We start from the raw sequence: 12,503 nt of genomic DNA, 5'->3' as shown, positions 1-12,503 counted from the left end.
CCGATTCTACTTCAGAATCGGGGTTTTGTTTTTCTGGTGTGCGACGCAGTGTGCGAGAGTACATAAAAACGCCCCGACCTAACCGGCCGGGGCGCTGCATTTCCACCTGTAGAGTGCCACGAGAAATATTAAGTACAATTCCCCCAAAGCTGGGCGGGAAGCGGGGTAACTTCAACCTCTATCCCTTCCCATGTCCGCCGAGAAAGCCACCGTATTTTTATCTTCTATTGCTCCTCACATGCTTCGCCTGGTCAGTTATGCCCGGCACGTGATTGGCCACCAGCGGGCCGATGCCGAGGAGCTGCTCCACGATGCTATCCTAACCTGTCACCGTCGCATCGAGGCCCGGGGCTTTACCGGCGAAGACGACGCCATGGTGGGCTACCTCTACCAGCAGATTAAGCACGAGTACGATTGCCAGCGCCGTTCGGCCCGCCGGCATCCGGAGCACGAGCTGCCGGGCCAGGTGCCCGACCATCTGGAGGAGGTCCCCGCTCCGGCCGGGCCTTGCCCCGATGCCGTACACGTATTCCTACACCAGCACTTCTCCCCCGCCGATTGCGAGTTGTGGGAGTATCACCTGCAGGGCGTCACGCTGGAGGAAATCGGCTTTCTTACCGGCTCGACGAAAAGCACCGTACACCGGCACCTCGATAAAATCCGGGAAGCGCTGCGAAAGGAGTTCCGCACCTGGGACGAAGACCAGGACTAGGCCGGCACGACCCCGCCGGGAACACCCAGCGCCTTCGCCGCCACCAGAAAGCGCCGCTCCCGGTCGGCGTAGCCGTTGGTACCACCGTTGATGCGCTTGGTGATGGTGAGAAAGAAATTCCCATCGGCCAGCTCGTTCAGGCTTCGGGTGCTCCAGTACCACCCGGCCGACAGCGCGGCGTACAGTGGCTGCTCCAGCAAGAGCGGGTTGCCCACGAAATCGACACCGAAGGCCTTGCCCAGCGCGAAGTAGTTGGCCCGGCCCGTTATCTGAATAAGGCCCCGGCCCCGGAACCGAACACCGTCGCCGGACTGGGTGTTGCCCAAATCCTTCCGGCCTTCGTAGGCGGCCCCGCTGGCATATTCGCGCACGGCATCGAGGCCGCACGATTCGTGGCCAATCTGAGCCAGAAAGTGGGCCACCCGGAGCGGGGTATTAATCTTATACCTGGCCAGCGTCTGGTTAATCGGCTCCAGGAACTTGTCGGCTTCAGCGGCCGTGCAGCCTATAAGGGCGGCCTGCAGTTGTGCTTTCGTGAGTTGCATACTCAGGTAGTAGGTGAGGCCGGGGTATCGTCGCAAGTGAGTTGCGCCATAGCCGCCACGGCCGTAAAAAAGACAATGCCCCCGCTTACAACTTCCTTCAGCGTGCCGGCATCCAACAGGGCCAGCAGCGGGGTAAGCGTTACCGCTGCAGCGAGGCTCCGCTTCTGGACTTTTCGCCAGAATTCAGGCTTTGGAGCCCGGAGCCGGTACCATACTTCTCGGAGGTGCCGCACCAGGCGGCGAACTAGCTTTTTCATGGAGCGAGGGAGAGGTAGACAAGGGAGCCCAGCACGGTGCTCAGGCCGGCCACCAGCCAGCCCCGCCGGCGGGCCCGGCCCTGCCAGAGCTGGGAGCGTTGCTGGCTCACGTCGAGCCGCCGGCTGAGCAGCTGCGTGGCCCGGGCCGAGGAGTCGGCCGCCGAGCGGAGCGTGGTTACCTGCCGGCGCCGTAAACTGTCGGCCGCGGTGAGCTGCACGAGCAGGCGGGTTTGCACCTGGTGGGCCTCCCGGAGCACGTCATAGCGCCGGAGGGCGTCGGTAACGGTGGCCGCCTGGCTCTGTGGCAGGCACACGAGCGGCTCAGGAGCCTTAGCGGGTTTTACCGTAGGTTGACAGGTAGCGCGTAACGCGCTCAGCAGGCCAAGTAGAAGCAGGAGTGCGGCTAATTTCTTCATTGCGGGTTTGGAAGGTTTGCAGCTCCCGGCGCGTGCGGGCCTGGGCGCTGTCGTATTCGGTGAGCTGAGCCTGTTGCCAGGAGGCCAGGAGCCGCAGGCTGTCGGCTTGGCGCTGTAGCCGCTCCGTGCGGGCAGCTTCGGGGTTGTGCTTTGGCTGGCAGGCAGTGGCCAGCAGTACCAGGGCGAGTAGGGCGTGCTTCATCGGCTAGATATCGGCGGGGTTGGGTGGTGGGATAATGCCCTTGCCGATAAGCCAGCGGGTAAGGGCGTCATGCGACTTGCGTAGGCTGGCATTCTCCTCGTCGATGCGCTCCACGTGCTCGGCCAGTCGGCTCGTTTCGGCTGCATTCTTATTGAGTGCTTCCGTCAAGCTCTTGACGTTGCCCACCAAGTCCTTTGCGTTGTAGGCCAGCAGGCCGAACGTGATGGAGCAGATGGTGCCCAGCAGGCCTAGAATAAGTTTGAGTATTTCGGCAGTGGACACAGCTTAGAGGACAATGCCAGCAGTACGCCGGCGGATGGGAGTATAAGGAGGGGCTTCGGGGTAGGTGGTGCGGCGGGCCTCAATCCACTTTTTCAGGTCGGCGGTGCGGTCCTCGGCTTCCGTCTGAACGGATTTCTTTAGCTCGTTATAGGCCGCCGGGCTTAGCGGCTGGCCACTATCAACGAGGCCGGAGTTCGTGGTGCGCAGGTTCAGGAAGGGCAGCGAGAGCAGGTACACGTACTGGGCCAGCATCGGCAGCAGTTCAGTATGCAGCTCGTCGAGGCGGTCGGGCATCGGTACCGCCGGTTGGGCCTGCTCGGCCTGGTAGGCGTCGCATAGCAGCTCGTAGAGTGGCTGACCTAGAACCGGAACCAGGTACTTCTCCTGGGCCCGCACAATGCGGGGCTCGAAATAGCTCGGTGCCACGTTGGCCTCGACGTCGGTGTGGGCGGCAATGTCAGGCTTAGCCTGCAGTAGTTTAGTTTCCATCGAGGGGGGCGGCGTAATTGAGCACCTTGCCTGTTTTGGTATCCAGATAATTCAGAATGCTCACCACCTCCACCGACCGGAAAGAGCGCCACTGCTTTTTACCGTAGTCGTAGTAGGTTTTCGTGGTGCGCGAGTACGGCCGGAAGGATTTGGGCTGCTTGCTGGCCGGCACCAGCTGGAGGTTGCGCGTGCCCTCGGCCAGCCGAAGCCGGCCCTTGGGGCTCCCTCCTTTGGCCGAGCCATCCGTAACCGTGCGGTACACAAAGCGCACGGCCGTTTTGCCCAGCAAATCGAGCAGGTACTCCTTATTGCCCCACTTCTTGCGCTGGTGGAGCGCTACCCGGAGCGTTTTAACCATTGCGGAGCGCCTCCATCACCGTGCGCTGCAGGCCCTGGCCCCCGTCGTTTTGGTCAATCTGGCCCCCGTCGCCCATCTCGGCCTTTTCGGCATCGGTCAGCTCCGGCTCATCAATCCACTTGCGCAGACGTGAGGGGGGCAGAATCTGCTCGAGCAAATTTTCCGAGAACGTCATGCGCACCGGTAGGCTCGTCGTGATGTCGAGGGCCTCCACTGCTTCGGGCTCCACGTCGCAATGCTCCAGCAGCCGGCGGAAATCTTCCAGGAGCTCCTCCTGCTCTGGCCGGCACTCTGTATTGTAGAACAGCTCGTAAGCATTGCGCAGCTCGTTTCCGTTGCCACCGAGAGAACCGGTACCGGGAATGCCGGCAATCACCGGCGAGGTGAAGCCGTTGGCGGTAAGAATCTTCTGCTGGCACAGGTCCGAGTAGGTTTCGTACAGCGTATCGCCGCTGGCCGTAGTGTAGCTCAGCAGCTTGGTAGCCTCCGGGTCCGTGATACCCGTCATTACCATCAGTGACTTGCCGCGGGCCCCGGTGAACTTGTCCTGAATCTTCTTCTCGAACTTCTGGGCTGCCTCTTCCGGTGTCAGGCCCTCTCCTTCCGGCTCCTCCTTCGTTACCAGGATGGTGTTCACAGCGAAGCGGTTTTGCACGTTGGAGAGGTGAAACTCCGATAAGTCGCGCTCCAGCTGGGCGTAGTTGATAGCCGACCAGTATTCGGGCTCCGGATAATACTCGATGTCGTCGCTCTCGGTGTAGCTGACAAAGAGCTGGCGCTTATCCTCGGCCAGCGTGTCCGGATTGAATGCCTTAATAGGCACCGGCTTGTTTTTGCCTGAAGGCTTGCTCCAGTCGCGCGAAATGAAATACTCCTCTACCTCCCCTTCCTCATTCCACTTGCCTGAGCGCACCTGCTTAAACCGCTGGTAATGCAGCTCCGCTATGCCGGTGCCGCCCTGATTGGCAATCACCTGCACGGCCCACCCCCGAAACGTGCGCTTGTCGAGGGCCAGCTGCTTGAGCAGCTTATGGTGGCTGTTCTTTCCGTCGATTTTCTGGAGCAGAGCAAACAGCTTCGGAGCCTTGGCCTTGTCCACCGAAAACCCGCTGCCAGCAATGAGCCGGGCGGCCGTGTTGATGCAGCGGGCCAGCGTGGTCGAGCCCTTTTTAATGGCCAGCAACTCGTCGAAAAACGTGTTATTGGCTCCAACCTTCACCCAATCACCGGTACCCGTAGTTTTCACCACAGGCGGGGGCGGAATCACGAGCGAGAGGGCAACGGAAACGACTTGCATGGAAGCGGGAGGTACTTAAGAAAGGAGGTTGAGAAAGCCCGGAATCAGAGCGGCGGCTACCCGGTCGGCTTTGCGGGTGGCCTGGCTGGAGAGGCTCACGCTTAGCTCCACGCCGGGCGTGTCGGCTACATCGAGGCTGAGGCCGAACTCAGCCCCGGCCCACCACCAGCGGCCCGACAGGTCCTGAGCCAACGCGTGCACCGGACCGGTGGCCAGGTCGAGGGCGTGGCCCACGAGGGAGCCGGTGGTGTCGGCGGCCGAGAGGCTGAGCTTCTGCGTTACCAGGTCGCCTTGAGCAGTGAGCTGGCCCTGCTCCGAGAGCTGGCCAACGGTGCGGCCCACCAGGAGCAGGCCGCCGGCAACGGAAAGGCCCAGCGTACTCACCTCCTGCCGGTCGGGGGTAGAGTAAAAGAACTCTACCCCCGGTTGGAATGGTGTGAGCAGCAGGGCCCGGATACCCATTGCCGAATAGGTAGCCCCGGCCATGGGCTTAGGCTACCAGTTTGGCTTTGATTGCATCGAAAGCCGCATCCACGATTTCCAGCGGGCGGTTGTTTTCCGCGCCGGACACCGCAATGTCGTAGCCGTTCAGGTCGCCGGCGGCGGCACCAGTGCTACCGTCGTTTTTCTCCGCCTGCAGGCCGTTTTGGATGCCGGCAATCCAGCGCTTACCGCGCCGGTCGGTCACGATGTAGGTGTGCGGCTCCAAATCCATTGCCATAGCGGCGTCGTGCTTCACCTGGGAAGCACCACCCAGCACCAGGCCGAGGGTTTGTTTCACGTAGGTAGAAGCGCCAAACTGCGTAGCAAAGTCAAGTTTTACTTTGTCTTTGTCGGAGTCGAGGGCTACCACCTTCAGGTCGGCGTTTACTACGGCCGTGGCCACGCTCCCGTCCTGGTTGTAAGTGTAGGTTACCGCACGGGTAACACCATCGGCCAGGAACGTAGCAAAGGCCAGCACCGTCACCAGAGCACCGCCCTGGCCATATTTGCTTTCTTGTTTTACCGAGCTAGTGAGCTTAGGCATTGTCAGGTAAAATTTCGGTGATGGAATCGGCGTCACCGCCGGCGGCAGCCAGGGCCGCATTTTCGTCGAAGTAAGCCGCACCGGCTACCACGTAGCCTTTCTCCAGCCCGTAGCGCTGGAGCAGCTCCCGGATTTCGGCGTGTGGGTCGGCGGGTTGCTGCTCCTGCTCAGCTGGAGCCTGCTCGTTGGTGGGCTCAGTGTTCGGGTGGGCCTGTTTGTAGGCGTCGAAATCCTCCTGCAGCTGCTGGAGCTTTTTCTCGGCCTCGATGCGGCCATTCTTTTCCCGGGACACTGATAGCTTTAGGCCCTTCACCTGCTGCTCCAGCTTCACCTCAGCTTCCGGCTTCGTAACAGGCTGGTTCGAATCGGCTACCGTATCGGCTGATTGAATCGGAGCGGCGGCTTCCGTCGCCCCGGTCGTTTCGTTGGGTACCTCGCTCATCTTAGATGTAGAGCACCTTGCGCGAAGAATTGAGTACCGTGGTGTCAGCAGCGGCTACCATCTTGAAAAAGAGGTCGTCGCTCATGTTGTTCACCTTGTCTACCTTGAATTCGGTGGTATCCGATTCCAGGTCGGTCGCGTGCACGAAGTCTCCTTGCTCACCAGCACGGCCAGCGAAACGAGGGCCACCAGTAGGCACAAATTCTACCGGGATGTTGGCGAAGGTTACTACCGTATCCTCGCCCTGACCAGTAATCTTGAATTTGTCCTTGAACTCCTGGTTCAGATTGCACAGCTCCATGGTCTGGTAGTCCTCCAGTGGCGCGAAAATGCGCACGAGGCCTTCCTCCAGCTCGGCTTTGTCGATTTGCGCGTAAATGCGAGCATACTCGGCCACAATGTTTGATGTGTTGACACCACCAGCAACGGCCACCACGTGCTTTACCACGCCACCACCAACAAGCGAGTTGTTAGCGGTAATGAGCTTGGCAATCAAACCGTCGAACTCGCCTTCCTCCTGAGCAGCGGCCCACGCCTTCTGAGCAGCGGGAATAGTGCCGGAGTTGGCAATAGCATCCTTCGTTTCGGCCGTGATGCTCTGGTAAATCAGCTCCTCGTAGCTCTTACCCATGCGGGGAATGAGGTACGAAGTGGTAGCCTGTTCGAACTCGGTGGAGCCAATGTTGGCAGCACCCGCCTGCATGGACTTCCCGAAACGGCTGGAGCGCAGGTTGTCCATCGTCCAGTTATCGAACGCCATTACCTTTTTCGGCAACACCTTCCGGTCGCCGAACTTGATGCGGTCGGGGCCGTTGTTGGCTGCCAGCGTATCCACGTCAGACTCGCGGATTTTCTCTTTGTAGCGCTGCCACTTCACCTTACCAGAGATGGAGGTAAGCACACGCTCGTTTTTGATGTTGTCTTCCGGGCGCAACAGCTTCCGCTTTGCGGTCCGGTTGGCCTCCAGCACAGCAGAGTGAATTTCCTGTGCGGTTTCGCCGGTAAAGTGGATAGGATTGTACTCCATGAGTGATTTGGCCCGAAGGCAGGTTGAAAAAAGGGTTAGGAATTAGTTGGATTGGGCCTTTTTACCGTTCGCCCGGGCCGCACTCAGGCGTTGTTTCCATGTTGGCACTTCAGCGGCTGCCTCCTCGGCTTTCTCGGCTCCCTTGTCGCCGGCCAGCTTCACGGGGGTAGTTGCCGGCTTGGCCTTGAGCTTCAGCTCTGCCTCGGCCAGCTTGGCGGTGAGGTTCTGGATTTCGGCATCCTTACCACTGATAGCCACCTCCTGTGCCGTGATTTGAGCCGACATGGTTTCCTGCGTTTCGTACCACCACTGGTCGGTGGTGACCTTGAACATCACGCCCTTGTCGGTTTTGTATTTGCCGGTTGGCAGCAGCGTACCATCGGCCTTGTAGAGCTTTTTGCCGATGGGGTCGTGGGTGATAACCTCCCCACCTTCCAGCGTAATGCTGGAGGCCTCCACCGCCGTAGTGGCCGGGGCCTCGGTGGTAGCATCGGCCAGCTTCTGCTCAGCCGCCGGCACGGCAGCCGCGGCGGTGGCCGTGGTGTCGGTAGTGGACTCGGCCGCAGCATCGACCTTCTTACCGTCCTTTACTGCCAGCTCGCCACCGCCCTTGAGCTTGTAGGTGCCATCGGCCAGCAGCTCGCCACGGTTGCCCTCCGCATCGAGGGTAAATACCTCGCCGGTGGTGTCGTCAACCTCTACCTGGCTGTCGTCGTCGAGGGTAAGCATGGCCAGGCTAATAGCGCCGATAAAGGCCATAAATCGGGCAAAAATGCCTTTGGGTTTTTGGGGCATGGATTGAGTTGGTTGAATGGAAGAAAGCTGTGCGGAGAGAGTGGTATAGGCCAGCAGGCCCTCCATGGAAAAGCCCTTGACGTTGCCAGTTTCCACCTCATCGGCCCAGAGCTTGGCATCCGTCACCTTGTAGCTGGCCATCCACGTGCCCACGGGTACCTGCTCGGCCGTGAAACCCAGCGCGTAGGCCTTATCCTGGCTGGCATCGGTTACCAGCCAGGACTCTTTGCAGAAATTGCCCTCCAGTGCGGTGTCGTGCTGCAGGTTGGTGGCGTGCGTGTTCTGCTGCTCGTGAAAGCGCTCGTGCATCTGCTCAATCACCTCGGCCGAGAAGGTCAGGTAGTAGAGCTGGCCCTTGTCGTCGAGGCGGGCTATCTGCTTGTCGGGAATGAGTACCGGCCCCGTGAGCACCTGCTTCTTGGCATCGGCCTTCAGGGCCACGGGTAGCGTTTGCTCAGCCGACAAGGCCACGAAATCCACGCCGATAGCGGGCTTATCCACGAACGATACCAGGCTCACTCCTACTTCCGGAGCGGCGGGTGCGAACTGAACGGCGTACACGGGGGGCTTTTTCTGCGGCATGTTGCCCCTATCACGCCGGCCCCTCCGATTTTTCCCACGGGGGCCGGGAAAAAAGCATCCGGCGGCCGTGATAGGGGCATGATAACCAAAGCCTACAAAATCACGATTGACGGGCAGGAGGCTCTCGCCACCACCGGCCAACTGAAAAAGGAAATCGAGCGGCTGGAGGAGGAGCTGGATAAGGTCCAACTCGGCTCGCCGGAGGCCGACGCCTACGTGCGCGAGCTGGGCAAAGCCAAGGCCGCGCTCAAAGGGCTGGAGGAGTCGGTAGACGTGGCCTTTGATAAGGACAAGGCCGGGGCTTTTGTCGATGCTGCCGCCGGCCTGGCTGGTGCATTCGAAGTCGGGACGGTAGCAGCCACCAACTTCGGGCTAGTCTCGGCCGAGAGTGCTGAGGCCTACCAGAAACGGCTCACTGAGCTCATTGCCGTAGTGCAGGGCCTGGAATCCGTGCACAAGCTCACCACGTCGGAAGTAAGTACCGCCCTGAAAGGTGCCTGGTCGGATGCCAAGCGCGTTATTCTCGGCTACCTGGGTATCGGGGAGGCCGCTACGGCCAGCGGCACGGCCGCGGCTACGTCCGGCAAGGTGGCCCGTCTGGCACTGGCCAGCATCGGTATTGGTGTGCTGCTGCTGCTACTCGGCTTGGTCGTAACCAATTGGGATAAAATCACCGGCGCCGTAGAGCGCAACCGGGCGAAAGTGGTGGAAGCCCTCAAATACATCAGCCCGCCCCTCTATGGGCTAATATCGTTGCTCGACGAGGTAACCAAACGCTTCGGCGGCCTGAGCCAGCTGGCCTCCGGGCTGGGCTCCGCCCTGGTAGAGAGCTTTAGCGCCGCCGGCGACGTGCTGGGCAAGCTGCTGCAGGGCGACGTGACCGGCGCACTCAACGAGGCCCAGAAGTTCGGCACCCGAACCTCGGAGGCATTCGACAAGGGTGTTTCCGAGAAAAATGCCGAGCTGGCCGAGGAGCGGGACCGGGCGGGCTCAGCCCAGCGGGCCGAGAGCCTGAAGCGTCAAATTGCTGAGGAGGAAGCCGCCGGCCGGGACGTATACGAGCTAAAAAAGCGCCTACTCGGTGAAGAAATCAAGCAGCTGGATAAGTCAGCCGCCGACTACGCGAGCAAGCTGGCCGATAAGCAGTCTGAACTCCGGGCCCTGACCAATGCCCACAACAAAAAACTGGCCGACGACGCCGAAAAAGCCCGTAAGGAGGAAGAAGCCAAGCAGAAACAGGCCACCGAAAAAGCCCAAAAGGAGGCCGAGGACCGGTATAATAAGCTTCGGGCTACCCAGAAAGAGGCACTGGAGAGAGAAGCGGCTAACAATGAGGAGTACCGGAAACGCCTGGTGGCCACGGCCCGGGCCTACGGCGGCACCCAGCAGGACATTTTACGGGCGGAAATCAATGCGGCGTTAGCTGCTCAGGCCGAACTCGTGGCCAACGGCAAGCGCTTCGGCTCCGAGTACCTTGCCCTGCAAGCCGAAATCCGGGAGAAGGAGCAGCAAATCGTAGACGCCAACCTAGCCGCCGCCAAAAAAGCCCTCGATGACCGGGCCGCGCTCCAGAGTAGGGAGCTGGCCCAGCTAGACGATATGCAGTTTGGCCGCCTCAGCCGCCTGCAGCGGGCCGGAGCTGGTGAGCGGCAGCTCGACCAGCAACGCCTTGAAGATTTGCGGGAGCGGCAAAAACTAATGGAGAAATTTGGGCTAACTGCTACGCGAGCTTTTCAGGAAGTTCTTAACTCCATCGACGAGCTAGAGAAGAAGCTACTTCCAAAAACCCTTACCCTCGGCCAAACTATCCTCAAGGCTCTTTTCGGCCTGTCCGACGATGCAGCCCGGGCATTGGCCGGGGCTTTAACCGAAATATTCGGGCAAGTCTACCAGGCTGCTCAGATTTTCAACGACCTGTATTTCCAGCAGGCCGACGAGCGCCTGGCTCAGCAGATTCAGAAGTACGACGACCAGTTGGCCGCGCTGCAGGACAGAGGCAAGGTTATCGAGCAGGAGCTGGCCGACGCTACCCGCACGCGCGAACAGCTGGAGAAAGACGTAGACGCCCAGCGCGGTGCTCGTCGGGAGGCTACCGTGGCCCGCATTGCGCGTGAGCGTACGGAGGAGAACCGCCTAGCTCGGGAGAAGGCCCGCAACGACACCGAGCAACTCAAAGCGGCCAAGCTAAAGGAGGATGCCGAGAAACGCCGGCAGGAGCTCCAGAAGAAAAGCCAGATACTCTCTGAGTCGGCCCAGCTCGCCGCCAACGGTGCCACGGCCGCCGAGGCTATTCTGGCTGGGGTGCGGGCTGTGTCCGGAGCCAACGCTATTCCATTCCCGGGGAACCTGGTAGCGGTGGTGTCTGCGCTGGCTGCCACGGCCACGGCCATTGCCAGCGCGAAGAAGCTGGGCGCAACTATCAAAGGTGCTAATGGCGGTTTGCTGGAGGGCCCTTCGCACGCCCTGGGTGGTATTCGCGGTACTGGTCGCTTTGCCAACGTAGAGGTGGAGGGCGGCGAGGCGCTAACCAACGCCCGGGCCACGTCCAACAACCTCGGCACGCTTGCTACTATCAACAAGTATGGGCACCGGATTCAGTTTGTCGCCATTCCGCGGGCCCTAGTCAAAGGTGCAACCGGTGGCCAGCTCTCGGCAGATGGTGGGCTCAACGTGGCGGGAGCCGATGCCGGCGGCATGGTGTCGGTACCGGTGGGCCAGCTGGAGCGCACGAACCAACTGCTGGAGCAGCTCGTGGGCCACGCTGCTACCACGGCCGCTAAGGAGCCATTCGTGTTCGATGGGCCCAACAGCCGGCGTATTACCGACCGGGCCGACCAGGAGAAGGCTGATGCCGGCGGCGGCCGGTTGTTTTAAGCATGAAAAAGCCCCCAAGTGCTGTACTTGGGGGCTTTTTCGTGCTTAAAAGGATGCCTCTCTTTTCGTTACCGAGGCTCTTAGCTCGGTAGTGAGTGCTTGAAAGTCGCTATTGAGCCGCTCCCACCACATGTCGTAGGTCTTTTTCGACACCGGATTGGCCGGAATTACCTGTTCTAGAGGGGTGCCACCCTCCCGTATATCGGTGATTTCATAGCGCATTTTGCCCTCTTTAAACTGGAAATTGAGCATGTGCTGGTAGTTTGAGGGGGCTCCGGTAGCCACGTTCCGGAAGTTGAGCCGGCCCTGAGCTACTAGTTGGCTGTTATTAGGGTCTTCTACCTGAATAACTGCCTTCGCGCTATTGTAATGGCTGGCCAGCCATGCTTTCGTCTTGAGGTAGAGCTGGGCTTGTGTAGCACCAGGCACCTCAATAACACCTGTATAGCTCACTTTATGCGTGCTGCTATCCACAGGAAAATTTCGCAGGCCCTTATACTCATACTTTTGAGCTGAAGCAGCGCCAGCGAGGGCCAGCAGGCACACGAGCAATACGGATAGTTTTTTCATGGCTGCGAGTTTAGCAAAAATGCTACCAACAGGCTACTCCTCAATAATTTTGGAAATAGTCCCTCGCCAGCCAGTCAACCCATTACCTGCCACATCAAACGCCGCTACAACGTTTCGTGGATAATCTATATCGACCGTATAAGAGTGCGCCTTATTACGAATACTGGCCATAGCTTCCTGCATATCGTAATCTGGATGGTAGAGTACATTCTGCGGCAGGTTCGTAATTATTGGCTCACCCGTTTGGGTATGAAATCCAAAAAAGGAATCCTGAAAACCTGATTCTTCAATCAGTAGCTGCCGAATCTCGGCTTGACGGTATTCGAGTTCGAACGTTAAGATTACAGCCATTTGCAATTGTGTATTTGAGCCCCAACGATACGAAAAAGCCCCGACCAAATGGCCAGGGCTTAATAAAGGCCAGAATGCCTATTAACCTTTTTGAAGGATGAAGGTCAGATTTAACCCAACCCAACTATTATGGTGTACAGGAGAGGATATAACATCCTTAACAAAGAATCCTTGTTCTAAAGCCTCATTAACTTCAGGAAAATTGAGTGCTTGACTGTCCTTATCTCTAGGACCGTTTATGTTGACATTCAAACTAATTACTTTCTGTTCCATTCTG

General features: G+C 59.4%; 18 protein-coding genes. 2 read left to right on the top strand and 16 right to left on the bottom strand.

Annotated elements, in window-relative coordinates:
- Window positions 1-238: 238 nt before the first annotated feature.
- Window positions 239-712 (top strand): RNA polymerase sigma factor, encoded by a 474-nt coding sequence (locus tag LF252_RS02315; protein WP_226266995.1) that lies wholly within the window; start codon window positions 239-241, stop codon window positions 710-712.
- Here LF252_RS02315 and LF252_RS02310 read toward each other — a convergent pair.
- Genes LF252_RS02310 through LF252_RS02250 form a run of 13 tightly spaced genes read right to left on the bottom strand, consistent with a single transcriptional unit; the run spans window position 709 to window position 8,410 of the window.
- Window positions 709-1,257, bottom strand: a complete 549-nt coding sequence (locus LF252_RS02310) for a glycoside hydrolase family 19 protein (protein ID WP_226266993.1) — start codon at window positions 1,255-1,257, stop codon at window positions 709-711. The genes LF252_RS02315 and LF252_RS02310 overlap by 4 nt on opposite strands.
- 2 nt (window positions 1,258-1,259) lie before the next feature.
- Complete coding sequence (locus LF252_RS02305; RefSeq protein WP_226266991.1) at window positions 1,260-1,514, bottom strand: hypothetical protein; 255 nt, start codon at window positions 1,512-1,514, stop codon at window positions 1,260-1,262.
- Complete coding sequence (locus tag LF252_RS02300) at window positions 1,511-1,828, bottom strand: hypothetical protein (RefSeq protein WP_226266989.1); 318 nt, start codon at window positions 1,826-1,828, stop codon at window positions 1,511-1,513. Before LF252_RS02300 ends, LF252_RS02305 begins: the two co-directional genes overlap by 4 nt.
- Window positions 1,829-1,844: 16 nt before the next feature.
- The gene (locus LF252_RS02295) at window positions 1,845-2,132 is read right to left on the bottom strand and encodes a hypothetical protein (protein WP_226266987.1); all 288 of its coding nucleotides are present in this window, start codon (window positions 2,130-2,132) and stop codon (window positions 1,845-1,847) included.
- 3 nt (window positions 2,133-2,135) lie between these two features.
- On the bottom strand, window positions 2,136-2,414 hold the full coding sequence (locus LF252_RS02290; protein ID WP_226266985.1) for a hypothetical protein: 279 nt from the start codon (window positions 2,412-2,414) through the stop codon (window positions 2,136-2,138).
- Between the two features lie 3 nt (window positions 2,415-2,417).
- Window positions 2,418-2,903 (bottom strand): DUF6712 family protein, encoded by a 486-nt coding sequence (locus LF252_RS02285; protein ID WP_226266982.1) that lies wholly within the window; start codon window positions 2,901-2,903, stop codon window positions 2,418-2,420.
- Window positions 2,893-3,261, bottom strand: a complete 369-nt coding sequence (locus LF252_RS02280; RefSeq protein WP_226266980.1) for an SH3 beta-barrel fold-containing protein — start codon at window positions 3,259-3,261, stop codon at window positions 2,893-2,895. Before LF252_RS02280 ends, LF252_RS02285 begins: the two co-directional genes overlap by 11 nt.
- Window positions 3,254-4,558 carry a phage portal family protein gene (locus LF252_RS02275; RefSeq protein ID WP_226266979.1) on the bottom strand — a complete coding sequence of 435 codons (1,305 nt, stop codon included), beginning with the start codon at window positions 4,556-4,558 and terminating at the stop codon, window positions 3,254-3,256. Before LF252_RS02275 ends, LF252_RS02280 begins: the two co-directional genes overlap by 8 nt.
- A 15-nt stretch (window positions 4,559-4,573) precedes the next feature.
- A complete protein-coding gene (locus LF252_RS02270; protein ID WP_226266977.1) occupies window positions 4,574-5,044 on the bottom strand; it encodes a hypothetical protein in 471 nt (156 codons plus the stop codon).
- A 4-nt stretch (window positions 5,045-5,048) separates the two neighbouring features.
- Window positions 5,049-5,585 (bottom strand): hypothetical protein, encoded by a 537-nt coding sequence (locus LF252_RS02265; protein WP_226266975.1) that lies wholly within the window; start codon window positions 5,583-5,585, stop codon window positions 5,049-5,051.
- The gene (locus LF252_RS02260; protein ID WP_226266972.1) at window positions 5,578-6,027 is read right to left on the bottom strand and encodes a hypothetical protein; all 450 of its coding nucleotides are present in this window, start codon (window positions 6,025-6,027) and stop codon (window positions 5,578-5,580) included. Before LF252_RS02260 ends, LF252_RS02265 begins: the two co-directional genes overlap by 8 nt.
- A gap of 1 nt (window position 6,028) precedes the next feature.
- Entirely contained in the window at window positions 6,029-7,054 is a 1,026-nt protein-coding gene (locus LF252_RS02255; protein WP_226266970.1) for a hypothetical protein, read from the bottom strand.
- A gap of 42 nt (window positions 7,055-7,096) precedes the next feature.
- Complete coding sequence (locus tag LF252_RS02250; RefSeq protein WP_226266968.1) at window positions 7,097-8,410, bottom strand: XkdF-like putative serine protease domain-containing protein; 1,314 nt, start codon at window positions 8,408-8,410, stop codon at window positions 7,097-7,099.
- A 99-nt stretch (window positions 8,411-8,509) separates the two neighbouring features.
- On the opposite strand from LF252_RS02250, the gene LF252_RS02245 reads away from it, so the two are divergent.
- Window positions 8,510-11,305 carry a coiled-coil domain-containing protein gene (locus tag LF252_RS02245; RefSeq protein ID WP_226266966.1) on the top strand — a complete coding sequence of 932 codons (2,796 nt, stop codon included), beginning with the start codon at window positions 8,510-8,512 and terminating at the stop codon, window positions 11,303-11,305.
- A 45-nt stretch (window positions 11,306-11,350) separates the two neighbouring features.
- Here LF252_RS02245 and LF252_RS02240 read toward each other — a convergent pair whose 3' ends face one another.
- The 3 genes from LF252_RS02240 to LF252_RS02230 all read right to left on the bottom strand — a co-directional run bounded on the left by LF252_RS02240 (window position 11,351) and on the right by LF252_RS02230 (window position 12,499).
- The gene (locus LF252_RS02240; protein ID WP_226266964.1) at window positions 11,351-11,875 is read right to left on the bottom strand and encodes a DUF4468 domain-containing protein; all 525 of its coding nucleotides are present in this window, start codon (window positions 11,873-11,875) and stop codon (window positions 11,351-11,353) included.
- 33 nt (window positions 11,876-11,908) lie between these two features.
- Complete coding sequence (locus LF252_RS02235; protein ID WP_226266962.1) at window positions 11,909-12,226, bottom strand: hypothetical protein; 318 nt, start codon at window positions 12,224-12,226, stop codon at window positions 11,909-11,911.
- Window positions 12,227-12,307: 81 nt separating this feature from the next.
- Window positions 12,308-12,499: a hypothetical protein gene (locus LF252_RS02230; protein ID WP_226266960.1), complete on the bottom strand. Its 192-nt coding sequence runs from the start codon at window positions 12,497-12,499 to the stop codon at window positions 12,308-12,310.
- Between the last annotated feature and the right edge of the window lie 4 nt (window positions 12,500-12,503).

The sequence above is a fragment of the Hymenobacter pini genome, from assembly GCF_020421205.1.
Taxonomy (GTDB): Bacteria; Bacteroidota; Bacteroidia; order Cytophagales; family Hymenobacteraceae; genus Hymenobacter; species Hymenobacter pini.
This window is presented reverse-complemented; position numbering and strand designations above follow the sequence as displayed.

Coding starts and splice junctions, on each gene's coding strand:
- LF252_RS02315 (WP_226266995.1), top strand. CDS start 239: ATGCTTCGCCTGGTCAGTTATGCCCGGCACGTGATTGGCCACCAGCGG.
- LF252_RS02310 (WP_226266993.1), bottom strand. CDS start 1,257: ATGCAACTCACGAAAGCACAACTGCAGGCCGCCCTTATAGGCTGCACG.
- LF252_RS02305 (WP_226266991.1), bottom strand. CDS start 1,514: ATGAAAAAGCTAGTTCGCCGCCTGGTGCGGCACCTCCGAGAAGTATGG.
- LF252_RS02295 (WP_226266987.1), bottom strand. CDS start 2,132: ATGAAGCACGCCCTACTCGCCCTGGTACTGCTGGCCACTGCCTGCCAG.
- LF252_RS02285 (WP_226266982.1), bottom strand. CDS start 2,903: ATGGAAACTAAACTACTGCAGGCTAAGCCTGACATTGCCGCCCACACC.
- LF252_RS02280 (WP_226266980.1), bottom strand. CDS start 3,261: ATGGTTAAAACGCTCCGGGTAGCGCTCCACCAGCGCAAGAAGTGGGGC.
- LF252_RS02275 (WP_226266979.1), bottom strand. CDS start 4,558: ATGCAAGTCGTTTCCGTTGCCCTCTCGCTCGTGATTCCGCCCCCGCCT.
- LF252_RS02270 (WP_226266977.1), bottom strand. CDS start 5,044: ATGGCCGGGGCTACCTATTCGGCAATGGGTATCCGGGCCCTGCTGCTC.
- LF252_RS02265 (WP_226266975.1), bottom strand. CDS start 5,585: ATGCCTAAGCTCACTAGCTCGGTAAAACAAGAAAGCAAATATGGCCAG.
- LF252_RS02260 (WP_226266972.1), bottom strand. CDS start 6,027: ATGAGCGAGGTACCCAACGAAACGACCGGGGCGACGGAAGCCGCCGCT.
- LF252_RS02255 (WP_226266970.1), bottom strand. CDS start 7,054: ATGGAGTACAATCCTATCCACTTTACCGGCGAAACCGCACAGGAAATT.
- LF252_RS02245 (WP_226266966.1), top strand. CDS start 8,510: ATGATAACCAAAGCCTACAAAATCACGATTGACGGGCAGGAGGCTCTC.
- LF252_RS02240 (WP_226266964.1), bottom strand. CDS start 11,875: ATGAAAAAACTATCCGTATTGCTCGTGTGCCTGCTGGCCCTCGCTGGC.
- LF252_RS02235 (WP_226266962.1), bottom strand. CDS start 12,226: ATGGCTGTAATCTTAACGTTCGAACTCGAATACCGTCAAGCCGAGATT.
- LF252_RS02230 (WP_226266960.1), bottom strand. CDS start 12,499: ATGGAACAGAAAGTAATTAGTTTGAATGTCAACATAAACGGTCCTAGA.